At 72.7% G+C, this 14,932-nt stretch carries 11 protein-coding genes; 5 read left to right on the top strand and 6 right to left on the bottom strand.

What is annotated here, in order from left to right; translation table 11 throughout:
• The first annotated feature begins 145 nt into the window (after positions 1-145).
• Positions 146-1,687 (top strand): LCP family protein, encoded by a 1,542-nt coding sequence (locus tag AC07A6_RS39945; RefSeq protein ID WP_362468095.1) that lies wholly within the window; start codon positions 146-148, stop codon positions 1,685-1,687.
• A 311-nt stretch (positions 1,688-1,998) separates the two neighbouring features.
• Positions 1,999-3,498, top strand: coding sequence for an LCP family protein (locus AC07A6_RS39940; protein WP_478780373.1), 1,500 nt, complete (start codon positions 1,999-2,001; stop codon positions 3,496-3,498).
• Positions 3,499-3,517: 19 nt separating this feature from the next.
• Here AC07A6_RS39940 and AC07A6_RS39935 read toward each other — a convergent pair whose 3' ends face one another.
• A complete protein-coding gene (locus tag AC07A6_RS39935; RefSeq protein WP_478780372.1) occupies positions 3,518-5,038 on the bottom strand; it encodes a glycosyltransferase family 39 protein in 1,521 nt (506 codons plus the stop codon).
• 120 nt (positions 5,039-5,158) lie between these two features.
• Positions 5,159-5,695 (bottom strand): acyl-CoA thioesterase, encoded by a 537-nt coding sequence (locus AC07A6_RS39930; RefSeq protein ID WP_362468044.1) that lies wholly within the window; start codon positions 5,693-5,695, stop codon positions 5,159-5,161.
• A 106-nt stretch (positions 5,696-5,801) separates the two neighbouring features.
• Between AC07A6_RS39930 and AC07A6_RS39925 the strand changes: the two genes are divergently transcribed.
• A complete protein-coding gene (locus AC07A6_RS39925; RefSeq protein WP_478780371.1) occupies positions 5,802-7,121 on the top strand; it encodes an LCP family protein in 1,320 nt (439 codons plus the stop codon).
• Between the two features lie 84 nt (positions 7,122-7,205).
• Here the strand turns inward: AC07A6_RS39925 and AC07A6_RS39920 are convergent, their stop codons facing one another.
• The 3 genes from AC07A6_RS39920 to AC07A6_RS39910 all read right to left on the bottom strand — a co-directional run bounded on the left by AC07A6_RS39920 (position 7,206) and on the right by AC07A6_RS39910 (position 10,692).
• Positions 7,206-7,922 carry a polyprenol monophosphomannose synthase gene (locus tag AC07A6_RS39920; protein ID WP_125816695.1) on the bottom strand — a complete coding sequence of 239 codons (717 nt, stop codon included), beginning with the start codon at positions 7,920-7,922 and terminating at the stop codon, positions 7,206-7,208.
• A gap of 113 nt (positions 7,923-8,035) precedes the next feature.
• Positions 8,036-9,118 carry a mannose-1-phosphate guanylyltransferase gene (gene manB / locus AC07A6_RS39915; RefSeq protein ID WP_362468048.1) on the bottom strand — a complete coding sequence of 361 codons (1,083 nt, stop codon included), beginning with the start codon at positions 9,116-9,118 and terminating at the stop codon, positions 8,036-8,038.
• A 416-nt stretch (positions 9,119-9,534) separates the two neighbouring features.
• The gene (locus AC07A6_RS39910; RefSeq protein WP_362468050.1) at positions 9,535-10,692 is read right to left on the bottom strand and encodes an acyl-CoA dehydrogenase; all 1,158 of its coding nucleotides are present in this window, start codon (positions 10,690-10,692) and stop codon (positions 9,535-9,537) included.
• A 240-nt stretch (positions 10,693-10,932) separates the two neighbouring features.
• Here AC07A6_RS39910 and AC07A6_RS39905 point away from each other — a divergent pair, with 240 nt between their 5' ends.
• Positions 10,933-12,276: a UDP-glucose dehydrogenase family protein gene (locus AC07A6_RS39905; protein WP_362468052.1), complete on the top strand. Its 1,344-nt coding sequence runs from the start codon at positions 10,933-10,935 to the stop codon at positions 12,274-12,276.
• 4 nt (positions 12,277-12,280) lie between these two features.
• Positions 12,281-13,576 (top strand): glycosyltransferase family 87 protein, encoded by a 1,296-nt coding sequence (locus AC07A6_RS39900; RefSeq protein ID WP_478780370.1) that lies wholly within the window; start codon positions 12,281-12,283, stop codon positions 13,574-13,576.
• Here the strand turns inward: AC07A6_RS39900 and AC07A6_RS39895 are convergent.
• Positions 13,573-14,640, bottom strand: a complete 1,068-nt coding sequence (locus tag AC07A6_RS39895; RefSeq protein ID WP_386272730.1) for a membrane dipeptidase — start codon at positions 14,638-14,640, stop codon at positions 13,573-13,575. The genes AC07A6_RS39900 and AC07A6_RS39895 overlap by 4 nt on opposite strands.
• Between the last annotated feature and the right edge of the window lie 292 nt (positions 14,641-14,932).

The following is a 14,932-nucleotide window of genomic DNA, read 5'->3' as shown; positions in this document are numbered from 1 at the left end:
AAAGGAGAAGAAAAGAGGAAAAGAAAAAACCCCACCGCCTCCCCCCCCCCGCGGGGGGGGGTTGATGCGACGCCCCCCCCCCCGGCGCGCCGCCCCCCCCCCCCCCCCCCCCCCCCCCAGGGTGCTGTTCTGGGTGGCGTCCGTCATGGCGTTCCTGATCCTGGGGACGTCGGCGGCCGGGTACCTCTACTACCGTCACCTCGACGGCAACATCCGCAGCGGGCAGCGCCTGAGCGGAGAGAGCGGCGTGGAGAAGACCCACGCCAACGCCAAGGGCCAGCGGCCGCTGAACATCCTGCTGATCGGCTCGGACAGCCGCAACAAGCCGGAGAACGTCGAACTGGGCGGCAGCCGCGACACCGTGGGGAACGCCCCGCTCGCCGACGTGCAGATGCTGCTGCACGTGTCGGCCGACCGGGAGAACGCCTCCGTGGTGAGCATCCCGCGCGACACCCGGGTCGAGATACCCGAGTGCACGGACCCGAAGACCGGCGAGAAGTACAAGAAGAACCGGGCGATGATCAACGAGTCGCTCGGCCGCGGCGGCCCCGGCTGCACGCTGGCGACGTGGGAGAAGCTGACCAACGTCTACATCGACCACTGGATGATGATCGACTTCTCCGGTGTGGTGCAGATGGCCGACGCGGTCGGCGGCGTCCCGGTCTGCGTCAAGGACAACGTCTGGGACCGGCCGATAGCCACCTCCGGCGGCGGCTCCGGCCTCAAGCTCCAGAAGGGCACCACCCGGGTCAAGGGCGAGCAGGCCCTCCAGTGGCTGCGCACCCGGCACGCGTTCAGCAGCGACCTGGGCCGGGCGCAGGCCCAGCACATGTACATGAACTCGATGATGCGCGAGCTCAAGAGCCAGAACGCCTTCACCGACGTCGGCCGGATCACGGCGCTGGCCGAGGCCGGCACCAAGGCGCTGGAGGTCTCGGAGGAGATCGGCTCGGTCAAGAAGCTCTACAACCTGGCCATGCAGCTCAAGGACGTGCCGACCAACCGCATCACGATGACGACGATGCCGACCTTCCAGGACCCTTCGGACCCGGACCGGCTCGTGGTGAACCCGGCGGACGCCGACAAGCTGTGGGCGATGCTCCGCAAGGACGTGGCCTTCGACAAGAACGGCACTCCGACCGCCCCGGAGAGCCCCTCGGCCTCGGCGCCCGCCGCGGCACAGCCCTCCCCCGGGGCCTCGCAGCCGGGCCAGCCCGCGCCGTCGGGGCAGCCGGCGCAGCCGGGCCAGGGGCCGTCCGCGGCTCCGTCGACCGCGCCGGACAAGATCCAGGTCAACGTGGTCAACGGCACCGCCGTGGAGAAGATGCCGCTGGCGCCGCGGCGGGCGAACGTGGTGGCGGAGGCCCTGGTCTCCAAGGGCTTCACGGGGGCCCGCGCGGACAGCGCGCTGACCCCGGAGAAGGCCACCGTGGTGCGCTACCCGACCCCCGACCTGGCGGACGAGGCGCAGAGCGTGGCGGCGGCCATGGGCATCCCGGGCACGGCGGTGCAGCAGTCGGCGGACGTCTCGCGGATCACGCTGATCGTGGGCGGCGACTGGCGCGACGGCGCCGTCTACCCGCAGCAGGCGCCGCCGGAGGCCGGTTCCGTGCCGGACACGGCGGACGCCCTCAACGGTTCGGACACCGGGGCCTGCATGGAGGTCTACAAGCCGTACCGCTGGTGAGCCGGCGCGGATGAACGCGAAGGGGTGACCCGGTCCGTGGAGGACCGGGTCACCCCTTCCGTCGTCTCCGGTTCCCGCCGGGGGCGTCAGACCTGCGCGGGGGGGGGCGGGCATGTCGTCCTTCACGGGCGGGTATCGGTGTCACGTTACCGCGTACGGGGGAAACGGGTGCGCGGCGGACGAGCGGTACGGACAGCGGCTGATCGTATGGGCCTACTGTTCTGAAAAATCTGCCCGATGTGCCGGCCGGTGAGCACCGTGAGCGAACCGCCGGCTCCGTCCCCGTGCTGTCCCCCGCGGAGGTGTCCACCGTGCCCCAGCCGCACCGTCCCACCCCAACCGCCAGGCCCTCCCAGCCGCAGCGTGCGCGCGGCGGCGGCCGTCGGGGCCGGCGCCGGGACGGCCGGCCCCGGTGGGGGGTGCGGATCGCGGCCGGGGTGTCGCTGGTGGTGCTGGGGTCCGGGGCGGTCGGGCACGCGGTGATGACCGGCCTGGACACCGGGATCGAACGGGTCGACCCCTTCAAGGACATGAAGAACCGTCCGCAGGCCGGGCACGGCGTCAACTTCCTGCTCGTCGGCACCGACGGCCGCGACCGGATCACCTCGGAGGAGAGGCGCGCGTACCGGCTCGGCGGCGCCCCCTGCCACTGCACCGACACGATCATGCTGGTGCACCTCTCCGCCGACCGGGAACGGGCCAGCGTCGTCAGCCTGCCCCGGGACAGCTACGCCGAGCTGCCCGCGCACCGCGACCCGGTGACCGGCAAACCGCACCGGCCGCACCCCGTGAAGCTCAACGCCGCCTACGCCGAGGGCGGTCCGAACCTGACCGTGCGCACCGTGGAGAACATGACCCGGGTCAAGATCGACCACTACCTGGAGGTGGACTTCAGCAGCTTCATGAAGACCGTCGACGCGATGGGCGGCGTGGAGCTCTGCACCGTCAAGGCCCTGCGCGACCAGAACACCGGCCTGGACCTCGCGCCCGGCACGCACCGGCTCAGCGGCGGCCAGGCCCTCCAGTACGTCCGCGCCCGCCATGTCGACGGGGCCTCCGACCTGGGCCGCATGCAGCGGCAGCAGCGGTTCGTCGCCGCCCTCGTCAAACAGGCCACCGGGGGCGGGGTGCTGCTGAACCCGGTGAAGTTCAAGGAGGTCAGCTCGACCCTGCTGGGGTCGGTGCGGGCCGACCGCGGCTTCGGCTCGGAGCAGATGCTGGCGCTGGGCCAGGCCATGCGCGACTTCACGCCCTCCTCGTCCGAGTTCGCCTCGGTGCCCGTCGGGGACGCCTCGTACCCGGTCAAGGGCATCGGCTCGACGGTGAAGTGGGACGGGCCGAAGGCCGCCCGGCTCTTCGAGTCGCTGCGCCAGGACCGGCCGCTCGCCCCGCCCCGCCCCGGCGGGGGCTCCGGCGGGCGGCAGCGGCCCGCCGCCGTGCCGGTGGACGTGCCGCCGCAGCAGGTCCGGGTCCAGGTGGAGAACGGGACCCGGATCGACGGGCTCGGCGGCCGGGTGGACGAGGCCCTGCGCGCCACCGGCTTCGACACCACCCGCGCCCCGGGCAACGCCGCCAGCCGCGACGTCCGGCGCACGGTGATCGCGTACGACCCGCGCTGGGACCGCTCGGCCCGCACGGTGGCGGCGGCGCTGCCGGGCAGCGAGCTGCGCGCGGTCGCCGGGCAGGGCCGCACGGTGCTGGTGACGGCCGGCACGGAGTACCGCAAGGTGGTGCCGGTGCGGGCCGAGGACCCCTACCAGGGCGGCGGGGCCCAGGCCGTCACCGGCGACCAGGTGGTGTGCGGGCCGTAGCCGCGGACGCGGGCGCCGCCTAGGCGGCGCGCTCCAGCAGGGAGACCGTCAGGCCGCGGACCGTCTTGCTCTCGACCACCCGGTAGTGGCTGCGCAGCGCTTCGGCCTGCCCCTTCGGGAACTTGTGGTACGGGTTGTCGGTGCCGCTCCAGGTCACCACCCAGACCCGGGGGGTGCCGCGCAGGCACTGCACGGGCTGGGCGCACTCCTTCGGGAACAGGTCGTCGCGCTGCAGCGCCGAGCGCTCGGCGAAGACGTCCCTGAGCTTGACGCGTTCCGGCAGGTAGTACTCCACCTGGAAGTCGATCATGAACACCTTGTCGTCGCCGCGGACGGGCGCGAACCCGTCCCCGGGCCGGTAGCCCTTGGCGATGATCTTCGCGACGGCCTGGCCGTCCTGGTCGACCCGGGCCCAGTCGGTACGCATCTGCCGCTGGTCGGGAAGGCCGAGGACGATCACCGCGGCCAGCGCGAGCACGCCGGCCCGCAGCGGCCGCAGGGCGGCCAGCGCGGCGGCCGCGAGCACCACCCAGGCGGGCAGGGTGAAGAGCAGGTAGCGGTCCATGAAGTACGAGGTCTTGCCGTGCGAGACCACCCAGGCGGCCAGGATCGGGGCCGCGCCGGTCAGCAGGAGCTCCCCGGCGGGCCGCCGGCCCCGGCTCCAGGCGAGCGGGAGCAGCACCAGCGCGCCGAGGAGCAGGCCGGTCGTCGGGGAGCTGAAGAGGTTGCTCCACAGGTCGGCGAAGCTCCGCAGGTGCGGGGTCTTGATCCAGCTGATCTGCCGGCCGACCTGACGCTGCCCCAGCAGCACCAGCGGCACCACGGGCAGCAGGGCCACCGCCACCGTCACCGCGAACGCGACGACGGTGCGCCCGCGCCGGTCCCGCCGCCAGCGCAGCAGCACGATCAGGCCGTGCGGCAGCAGGATCAGCAGGGACACGACGTGGAACAGCCCGGCCGCCGCCACGGCCACCGCGTACGGGGCCCAGCGCCGCAGGGCCGGACGCTCCAGTGCCCGCAGCAGCAGCCAGGTCGCGGCGCTCACGGCGAGCACGACGAAGGCGTACGACCGCGCCTCCTGCCCGTACCGGGACACGGCCGGCACGAAGGCGAAGAGCAGCCCGGTGAAAACGGCCGTGCGGCGGTCGAAGAGCGTGCGGGCCGTCAGGACGGTGAAGGCGGCGGCACCGGCCATGGCGAGCGCCGACGGGAACCGGAGCATGGCGAGGGAGTCCCCGAAGACGGAGACCCAGCCGTGCAGCAGGAGGTAGTAGACGCCGGAGACGGCGTCCACGTGCCCCAGCATGTCGATCAGCTCGCCGGTGCTGCGCGAGGCGGCGTTCCAGCTGGCCAGCTCGTCCCGCCAGGGCTGGGCGCCGCCGATGCCGAACGCGGCGACGGCCAGGGTCAGCAGGGCGGCCCACAGCCAGTCGAGGCGGGCCGGCAGCCGGCGGCGCGCCGCGGGCTCCTCGTCCGAGCCGGCGCTTCGGCGCCCGGCCGCACCGGCCGGGGAGTCGGGCAGCGTGCTTGCGGAGGTCATCGGGTGGAAGCGCCTTCTGCGGGGACGGCAGGGCGCTCGACGGTCGCGGCGCGGCTGCGTACGGGTGGTCGGACGTCAGCGCAGCAGTCTACTGGGGCGTCACTGCCGCAGCCGAATGGATCACTCCTCGATGCCCTCGGCGGCCCGCCGCTCACGGAGTTCGGTGATCGCCTGCCGGCGGGCGAGCCGGTGGGTGCGGCGGATCTGGGCCTCCTGGTAGCGGCGCTCGTCCTGCTCGGTCTCCGGGATGACGGGCGGGACCTGGCGGGGCTTGCCCTCGGAGTCCACTGCCGTGAAGACGAGGTAGGCGCTGCCGACCTGGGTGGCGGGGCTCGACTCGTTCCACCGCTCCGCGAGGACGCGTACGCCGACCTCCATCGAGGTGCGTCCGGTCCAGTTGACCTGCGCCCGGACGTGGACCAGGTCGCCGACGCGGACGGGGGCGAGGAAGGCCATCTCGTCCATGGAGGCGGTGACCGCGGGGCCGCCGGAGTGCCGCCCGGCCACGGCGCCGGCGGCGTCGTCCACCAGCTTCATGATCACGCCGCCGTGCACGGTGCCGAGCAGGTTGGTGTCGTTGGCCGTCATGATGTGGCTGAGGGTCGTCCGGGACGCCGAGATCGGCTTGCCCTCGGGTGCGTCCGGTATCTGTGTCATACAGCCACCTTAAGTGCCGCCCGTAGGCATCAGGTGTGCAACAGGCGCGGTACGAAGCGTGGACCGGGGTGTCGGGCAGCCCTCCCGGCCGGGCATCCTAGTGCGCATGAGTGACTGGGACGGGTACGGCGAGCGCGACGCGCGGGGCCGCCGCGATGACGGGTACGGGCGCGGCAGCGGGCAGGCGCAGCCGGAGGGGGCGCAGCGGATGCGCCACGTCCAGCGGCAGCCGCAGCAGCCGCAGCGCCCCGCGCGCCCGCCGGTCCCGCCGCAGGCCCCGCCGCCGGGCGGCCGTCCGGGGCAGGGTGTGCCGCAGCAGGCGCAGGGTTCCGGCTACGACAGCGGCTACAACACCGGCCAGGTGTACGGGCGTCCCTCGGGCCCCGGCGGGCCGGGTCAGCGTCCGCCGGGCGGGCCGGGCGGGCCGGTCAGGCCGCAGGGGCCGGCCCCGGACTGGCGCAAGCGGATCAAGATCGGTTCGATCGCGGTGGTCTCCGTACTCCTGGTGACCGGCATCGGCACCTACTTCTGGGCGGACTCCCAGGTGCGCCGCGAGGTCGACCTGTCGAAGGTCATCGAGCGCCCGAAGGAGGGCGACTGCACCACGTACCTCATCGTGGGCTCCGACAGCCGCGAGGGGATGTCCGACGAGGAGAAGAAGAAGCTCCACACGGGCTCCGCCGAGGGCAAGCGCACCGACTCGATGATGATCCTGGCGAAGTGCTCCAGCGGGAACACGATGATCTCGCTGCCGCGCGACTCGGACGTGGAGATCCCGTCCTTCGTCGGCTCCCAGTCGGGCAAGAAGTTCGCCTCGCAGGGGCGCCGGGTCAAGCTCAACGCCGCGTACGCGGAGGACGGGCCGGAGCTGCTGGTGCGGACGGTGGAGTTCAACACCGGCCTGCGCATCGACCACTACGCCGAGATCGGCTTCGCCGGCTTCGCGAACATCGTCGACGCGCTCGGCGGGGTGGAGCTGGACATCGAGCAGGCCTTCAAGGACGAGAAGTCGGGCGCCGACTTCAAGGCGGGCAAGCAGACCCTCAACGGCGAGCAGTCGCTGGCCTTCGTCCGCACCCGGTACGCCTTCGCCGAGTCGGACCTGCAGCGGACGAAGAACCAGCAGAAGTTCCTCTCCGCGCTCGCGAGCCAGGCCGCCACCCCGGGCACGGTCCTGAACCCCTTCTCCCTCTACCCGGTCATGGGCGCCGGCCTGGACACGCTGATCGTGGACAAGGACATGGGGCTGTGGGACATGGGGCAGATGTTCTTCGCGATGAAGGGCATCAGCGGCGGTGACGGCGTGTCGCTGAACATGCCGATCTCCGGCCAGCGCGGCGGCAACCTCGTCTGGGACAAGGCGAAGGTGCAGCAGCTGGTCAAGGAGATCCAGAACGACCAGAAGGTGACCGTCAAGGGGCAGTGACCCAGCCCCCGGCGGGTGGCGGAACGAAGGAGGAGGGGCACCCCGGGCGGGGTGCCCCTCCTCCTTCTTCGCTGCGTCCGTGCGTTACTTGCCGGCGCGGGCGCGGAGCTTCCACGGCATGGCGATGGACTCCAGCTGGACGGCCAGGTTCATCTTGGACTCGCCGACGGTGCGGTCCTCGAAGTGGATCGGGACCTCCATCACCTGGAAGCCGCGGCGCAGGGCCTTGTACTTCATCTCCACCTGGAAGCTGTAGCCGGCGCTGCCGATCGACGCGAGGTCGATGGCCTTGAGCGCGCCGGCGCTCCACAGGTTGAAGCCGCCGGTGATGTCGCGGACGCGGGTGCCGAGGATGGTGCTCGCGTACGCGTTGGCCCAGCGGGAGAGCAGCTTGCGGTGCGCGCCCCAGGCGTCGGAGAGGGTGCCGCCCGGCACGTAGCGGGAGCCGACGACGAGACCGGCGCCGGTGGAGCGGGCGACGCCCAGCATCTCGGCGATCTTGCCGGCCGGGTGGGAGCCGTCGGCGTCCATCTGGAGGACGTACTCGGCGCCGTCCTCGACGGCCTTGGCCATGCCCGCCGCGTAGGCGCGGCCGAGGCCGTCCTTGGCGGTGCGGTGCAGGACGGACATGCGGGGCTTGCCGTCCTCGGTGAGGAAGCCCTCGGCGAGCTCGTCGGCGATCTTGCCGGTGCCGTCGGGCGAGGAGTCGTCGACGATCAGCAGGCGCAGGCCCGGCTGGTCGAGGCCCATGAGCAGCTCCACCATGCCCGGCAGGTTGCCCGCCTCGTTGTAGGTGGGCATGACCACGGTGAGCGGCGTGTCCGCCCAGGTGTCGGGGAGCTTGGTGGTAGCGACGTCGGTCGCGCGGGGAGTCTGCTGCTCGCCTATCACAGGTTGTGCCTCACTGAAGTTGGTCACCGGTCGGAGGAGAAACGGACGGCGGCGTCCGGCAGTTCAGCCTCGCACCACACCCGCACCCCTGCGCGAAGTTCGTTGTCAGCCCCCACGACGGCGCCGTCGCCGATGACCGCGCCCGTCAGCACCGTGCGCGTTCCCACCGAGGCGCCTGCGCCGATGAGGCTGGCGCTCACCACCGTGTCCGCGCCGAGGATCGCGCCGTCCAGCACGATGGAGCCCTGGACGACAGCACCCGATTCGATCCGGGCGCCGGCACCCACAACGGTACCGCCCGAGAGCTTGGCGCCCTCCGCCACCTCGGCACCGGGGAGCACGAGGGCCTCGCCGCGCGGGCCGGGAACGGCCGGGGAGGCGACGACGCCGCGCACCAGGTCGGCGGAGGCCTGGACGAAGGACTCGGGCTTGCCGAGGTCCAGCCAGTAGGTGTCCTCGGTGACGCCGTGGAGCTTGGCACCGGAGGCGAGCAGGCCGGGGAAGGTCTCGCGCTCGACGGACACCGCCCGGCCGGCCGGGATGGAGTCGATCACGCTGCGGCGGAAGACGTAGCAGCCGGCGTTGATCTGGTCGGTGATGATCTCCTCGGGGGTCTCCGGCTTCTCGGTGAAGGCCAGCACCCGCCCGTCGGCGTCGGTGGGGACCAGGCCGAAGGCGCGCGGGTCCTCGACGCGTACGAGGTGCAGGGAGACGTCGGCGTCGGCCGCCTGGTGCGACTCGACCAGGCCGGCGATGTCGAGACCGGTGAGGATGTCGCCGTTGAAGACGAGGACCGGGGAGTCCGGGCCGCCGGTCAGGCGCTCGGCGGCGTTGCGGATGGCGCCGCCCGTGCCCAGCGGCTCGTCCTCGACGACGTATTCGAGGGTGATGCCGAAGTCGGAACCGTCGCCGAAGTAGGGCTCGAAGACCTCGGCGAGGTAGCAGGTGGCCATCACGATGTGCGTGACACCGGCGGCTGCGGCCCTGGCTATCTGGTGGGCGAGGAACGGGACGCCCGCTGCCGGAACCATCGGCTTGGGGGTGTTCACCGTCACGGGGCGCAGTCGCGTCCCCTGCCCGCCGACCAGCAGGATCGCTTCCGTCATTTTGTTCTCTCCCCAACCGGTTCGGGCGTACGAAGCTTCAAAGTTAGCCCATCCCGGGCGGTGCAAAGCGCGGAGGCGGGCCGGGCGGGCCGCCTCCGGCAACGTTCCGGTTACGGCGGGTTCCGCACTCCGCGCGGGCGCGGGGACCCGTCCGTCCCCTCTATATGTGCGACGTGCCGGCCGCGCGGCCGAAGAGCCGCTGCTCAGCGGCGAAAGCCCGCACGCGAGATCCGCCCGCTCCCCGCGGGCCGCGCGGGCGGGCGGAGGGCCTCCCCCTCGGGCGGGGCCCGGCCGCCCGCCGGGGGCGTGCGGCCGCGGCCCGGCCGCCCGCTGGATCGGAATCGTTACAAAGGAGGGTGTACGGAAAGGCCCCCGGCGGGTGCGGGGGCCTTTCGCGTGCGTACGGGCCGGCCTCGCTACGGCAGGTTGCGGGCCATGACGATGCGCTGGACCTGGTTCGTGCCCTCGTAGATCTGGGTAATCTTCGCGTCGCGCATCATGCGCTCGACCGGGTAGTCGCGGGTGTAGCCGTAGCCGCCGAGGAGCTGGACGGCGTCCGTGGTGACCTCCATGGCCACGTCGGAGGCGAAGCACTTGGCGGCGGCTCCGAAGAAGGTCAGGTCGGAGTCGACGCGCTCGGACTTGGCGGCGGCCGCGTACGTCAGCTGGCGGGCGGCCTCGATCTTCATGGCCATGTCCGCGAGCATGAACTGGACGCCCTGGAAGTCGCCGATCGGCTTGCCGAACTGCTTGCGCTCCTGGACGTAGCCCTTGGCGTAGTCCAGGGCGCCCTGGGCGATGCCGAGGGCCTGGGCGGCGATGGTGATGCGGGTGTGGTCGAGGGTCTTCATCGCGGTGGCGAAGCCGGTGCCCTCGGCGCCGATCATGCGGTCGGCGGGGATGCGGACGTTGTCGAGGTAGACCTCGCGCGTCGGGGAGCCCTTGATGCCGAGCTTCTTCTCGGGGGCGCCGAAGGAGACGCCCTCGTCGGACTTCTCGACGACGAAGGCCGAGATGCCCTTGGAGCGCTTCTCCGGGTCGGTGACGGCCATGACCGTGTAGTAGTCGGAGACGCCCGCGTTGGTGATCCAGCGCTTGACGCCGTTGAGCACCCAGAAGTCTCCGTCGCGCACCGCGCGGGTCTTCATGCCGGCCGCGTCGGAGCCCGCGTCGGGCTCGGAGAGGCAGTAGGAGAACATCGCGTCGCCCTTGGCCAGCGGGCCGAGGTACTTGGCCTTGAGCTCCTCGGAGCCGGAGAGGATCACCGGGAGGGAGCCGAGCTTGTTCACGGCCGGGATCAGGGAGGAGGAGGCGCAGACGCGGGCCACCTCCTCGATCACGATCACGGTGGCGAGGGCGTCGGCGCCGGCGCCGCCGTAGGTCTCGGGCACGTGGACGGCGTGCAGGTCGTTGGCGACGAGGGCGTCGAGGGCCTCCTGCGGGAAGCGGGCCTCCTCGTCGACCACGGCCGCGAACGGGAGGATCTTCGCCTCGCAGAGCGCGCGGACGGACTCGCGGAGCATGTCGTGCTCCTCGGCCGGGCGGTACAGGTCGAAGTCGGCAGAACCCGCCAAGATCTCTCACTCCCCAAGGTCACGCGCCGTGGAGCCCGCGACAGCCGTGTGTCGCTGTCGCACGCCCGGCGCGGGATGCTAACTACCGTTAAGTAACCCAAATTCTAGTTCCCGGCGTCCGTACAGCGATATGCGGCGCGTACGTGAGCTGCGTGACAGCCGGATGCTCCTGGGAACGTCCCCCCGGACCGGCCCGACTATGCTCGGGGCCGCAAACGGCCCCGCACCTCTGGAGCATCCATGGCCCCCCTCAAGATCACCGTGATCGGTACCGGCTACCTGGGCGCCACCCACGCCGCGGCCATGGCGGAACTCGGCTTCGAGGTGCTGGGCCTGGACGTGGTCCCGGAGAAGATCGCGATGCTGGAGGCCGGCCGCGCCCCGATGTACGAGCCGGGCCTGGAGGAGCTGCTCGCCCGGCACGTGGCGGGACTGCCCGGATCCAGCGGCCGGCTGCGCTTCACGCGGTCGTGGGAGGAGCTCGGCGCGTTCGGCGACGTCCACTTCGTGTGCGTGAACACCCCGCAGAAGCACGGCGAGTACGCCTGCGACATGTCGTACGTGGACGCGGCGTTCGAGTCGCTCGCCCCGCACCTGAACGGGCCGGCGCTGGTGGTCGGCAAGTCGACGGTGCCGGTGGGCTCCGCGGCGCGGCTCGCGGCGAAGCTGGCGGAGCTGGCCCCGGCGGACGCGGACGTGGAACTGGCGTGGAACCCGGAGTTCCTGCGCGAGGGCTTCGCGGTGCAGGACACCCTGCACCCCGACCGGATCGTCATCGGCGTCCGGGGCGAGCGCGGCGAGAAGCTGCTGCGCGAGGTGTACGAGACCCCGATGTCCGAGGGCAGCCCGCTGGTGGTCACCGACTTCCCGACCGCGGAACTCGTCAAGACGGCCGCCAACTCCTTCCTGGCGACCAAGATCTCCTTCATCAACGCGATGGCGGAGGTCTGCGAGGCCGCCGGCGGCGACGTGGTCAAGCTGGCCGAGGCCATCGGCCACGACGACCGGATCGGCTCGAAGTTCCTGCGCGCCGGGATCGGCTTCGGCGGCGGCTGCCTGCCGAAGGACATCCGCGCCTTCATGGCCCGCGCCGGCGAGCTGGGCGCCGACCAGGCCCTGACCTTCCTGCGCGAGGTCGACTCCATCAACATGCGCCGCCGCGGCCACATGGTCGAGCTGGCCCGCGAGGCCGTCGGCGGCTCCTTCCTCGGCAAGCGGGTCGCCGTCCTCGGCGCCACCTTCAAGCCCGACTCCGACGACGTCCGCGACTCCCCCGCCCTCAACGTCGCCGGGCAGATCCACCTCCAGGGCGGCCAGGTCACCGTCTACGACCCCAAGGGCATGGACAACGCCCGCCGCGTCTTCCCCACCCTCGGCTACGCGGACTCCGCGCTCGCGGCGGCCCGCGGCGCCGAGGTCGTCCTGCACCTCACCGAATGGCGCGAGTTCCGCGACCTCGACCCCGCCGAGCTCGGCGCCGTCGTCACCGACCGCCTCGTCCTGGACGGGCGCAACGCCCTGGACCCGGCGCGCTGGCGGGCGGCCGGCTGGACGTACCGCGCGATGGGCCGGCCGCAGGCCTGACGCCATGACGACGACCAGCAGCCTCCCGGCCGACCCGGCCGCGCCCGCCACGGCGGCGGCGCCCGCCGCGCACCGCCGGCGGACGTCCTTCGAAGCGGCCGCGCGCGGACGCGGCGCCCTGCTCGGCATCGCCGGCTTCTGGCTGGCCAGCCGGGCCGCGATGCTCTGGATGCTCGTCAACGACTTCTTCAGCTCGAACCTCGTACGCGTGGAGGTCACCGCGACCTACCACAACTGGTACGACGTCCTCTCCACCTGGACGCTGCCGCAGCACGACATCATGTGGCAGTACCCCCCGGCCGCGGCGGCGGTCTTCCTCTCCCCCGACCTGCTGCCGTTCCTCACCTACTTCCAGGCCTTCGTGGCCCTGACGGTGCTCTGCGACGGCGTGGTCCTGCTCGGCCTCGCCCGGGCGGCGCGCAGGAGCGACGGCAGCATGGCCGGCGCCCTGCTGTGGCTGGTGGCGCTGCCGATGATGATGGCGACCCCGTTCGCCCGCTACGACATCCAGGTCACCCTGCTCGCGGTCTTCGCGCTGCTCGCGCTGCGGAGCCGCCCCCGGACCGGCGGGGTCGTCGCGGGCATCGGCGCGATGGTCAAGGTGTGGCCGCTGCTGACCCTGCTCGGCACCCCGCGCGGCAGGTCGACGCGGGAGGCCCTCGTCGCGGCCGCGCTGTCCTGCACGGCACTGCTCGCCGTCTTCGCGGCGCTGTTCAGCGACACGTTCGGCTTCCTCGGCAACCAGGGCGACCGCGGCGTGCAGGTCGAGTCCCTCGGCGGCTCCGTGCTGATGGCGGCCCGCTTCCTGGACCTGTGGCCCGGCTGGATCGACTTCCAGTACGGGGCCTTCGAGTACATCGGCCCGTACGTGCCGGACATCGCGCGGGCCTCGCTCGCCCTGACCCTCGCCGGCTTCCTGCTGCTCCTGCTGTGGCGCGTGCGGGCCAACCACTGGACGAGCGCGACGCCTTTCGACGCCGCGCTCTGCGCGATCATGCTCTTCACGGTCACCAGCCGCGTCATCAGCCCGCAGTACATGATCTGGCTGCTCGGCCTCGCCGCGGTCTGCCTGACCTCCAGGAACACCACCCAGCGTCCGGTCGCCTGGCTGCTCGTCGCCGCCAACGCGCTGACCACGCTGATCTTCCCGGTCTGGTACGCGGACATCCTCGCGACCAGCGCGCTCGGCACGGCCCTGCTGTGCGCGCGCAACGGCCTCCTGCTCTACGCCACGGTGTGGTCCGTGGTCCGTCTGTGGAAGGCGACCGTCCTGCCCGGGCGGGCGCCGGACACCCCCTAGGGCGCTCTGCGGTGCTGGGCGGCGCGGGCCGTGAACTCCGCGTCGCGCAGCACCCTCTGGGCGTTGCCCCAGGTCAGCAGGGCCAGGTCGGATTCCGTCCAGCCCCGTTCCAGGAGTTCCGCGATCAGGTGCGGGTAGCCCGAGGGGTCCGTCAGGCCGGTCGGGCGGGGGCCGCCCCGCTCGGCTCCGAAGGCGGCGCCGAGACCGACGCACTCCGGGCCCGCGATGGCCCGTACGTGGTCCAGGTGGTCGGCCACCGCGTGCAGGGAGTCCCCGGTCCGGGCGATGTCGAAGGTGACCATGGCCAGGCCGTTCGCCGCGCGCAGCGCGAGGAGCACCTCGTCCGTGGCGTTGCCCGGATGCGGGTTGAGGGCGGCGGCCCCCGTGTTCGAGATGATCACCGGCGCCTTGGACGCCGCCGCGAGCTGGCAGGCGGCGGCCGGCGGGCAGCCCGTCAGGTCCAGCAGCATCGCCAGCCGGTTCACCTCCTTGACCACCTCGTGGCCGAAGGCCGTCAGGCCCTCCTCGGCCCAGGGGGCCCCCGCGGGCGCGAGGATGCGCACGCCCAGCGCGTGGAAGGCCCGCAGCGCGCCGAGGGAGTCGGTGAGCGTACTGCCGGGGACGGGGCCGAGGAACGAGGCGATCCGGCCGCGGTTGCGGGCGTCGGCCATGTCGTCGGCGCTCAGTGCCAGGCACAGGCTGTCGGAGTAGCGGCGCATCAGGGACCGCGCCACGTCGATCTGTTCGAGGGTGTCGGAGACCACCTGGTCGGCGGCGGCGTCCGCGCGCGGCCGGCCCGGGGGCACGAGCAGCGTCCAGAACTGGGCGCCGACCCCGCCGGCGCGGAGCCGGGGGATGTCGGTGTCGACACCGGTGTCCGGGGTGTCGATGTCGTGGTACGGACTCTGGCGCAGGGTCCAGACGAGGGTGTTGCACCCGTCCGCGACGGGATGGACGGCGAGCAGCGCGGCGGCGCGGTCCAGGGCGCCGCCCGTGAAGGCGGGGGCGGGGACGTCTTCGGCTCCGACGCCCACGGAGTGGGGTTCATCCTGCAGATCGGCCATGGCAGTGGCTCCGGTCTCGGCGGCAGCAGGGAGAGAAGATGCTGCCACCGTGACACGCGGGGCGCCGGGGCCGCCCGGCGGATGTGGCGTTCGGGTGGTGCCGGTGCCTCCGGCGGCTCCGACGGGCGGCGGGGTCGGGCCCGCGGGCCCGACCCGGAGCCGGTGCCTCCGGCGGCTCCGGGGGGCGGCGGGGCCGGGGGCCGGGCCGGGGCCGAGGGCCGGGCCGGGGCCGAGGGCCGGGCCGGGGCCGAGGGCCGGGCCGGGGCCGAGGGCCGGGCCGGGGCCGAGGGCC

Source organism: Streptomyces sp. NPDC044002 (assembly GCF_056434525.1).
Note: the sequence above shows the minus strand (reverse complement) of the source record. Positions and strands in the feature narration are given on the sequence as shown.

Excerpts from the sequence above, each read along its gene's own strand:
- AC07A6_RS39945 (WP_362468095.1), top strand. The coding sequence starts at position 146 with ATGGCGTTCCTGATCCTGGGGACGTCGGCGGCCGGGTACCTCTACTAC.
- AC07A6_RS39935 (WP_478780372.1), bottom strand. The coding sequence starts at position 5,038 with ATGACCTCCGCAAGCACGCTGCCCGACTCCCCGGCCGGTGCGGCCGGG.
- AC07A6_RS39930 (WP_362468044.1), bottom strand. The coding sequence starts at position 5,695 with ATGACACAGATACCGGACGCACCCGAGGGCAAGCCGATCTCGGCGTCC.
- AC07A6_RS39925 (WP_478780371.1), top strand. The coding sequence starts at position 5,802 with ATGAGTGACTGGGACGGGTACGGCGAGCGCGACGCGCGGGGCCGCCGC.
- AC07A6_RS39920 (WP_125816695.1), bottom strand. The coding sequence starts at position 7,922 with ATGCCCACCTACAACGAGGCGGGCAACCTGCCGGGCATGGTGGAGCTG.
- manB (WP_362468048.1), bottom strand. The coding sequence starts at position 9,118 with ATGACGGAAGCGATCCTGCTGGTCGGCGGGCAGGGGACGCGACTGCGC.
- AC07A6_RS39905 (WP_362468052.1), top strand. The coding sequence starts at position 10,933 with ATGGCCCCCCTCAAGATCACCGTGATCGGTACCGGCTACCTGGGCGCC.
- AC07A6_RS39900 (WP_478780370.1), top strand. The coding sequence starts at position 12,281 with ATGACGACGACCAGCAGCCTCCCGGCCGACCCGGCCGCGCCCGCCACG.
- AC07A6_RS39895 (WP_386272730.1), bottom strand. The coding sequence starts at position 14,640 with ATGGCCGATCTGCAGGATGAACCCCACTCCGTGGGCGTCGGAGCCGAA.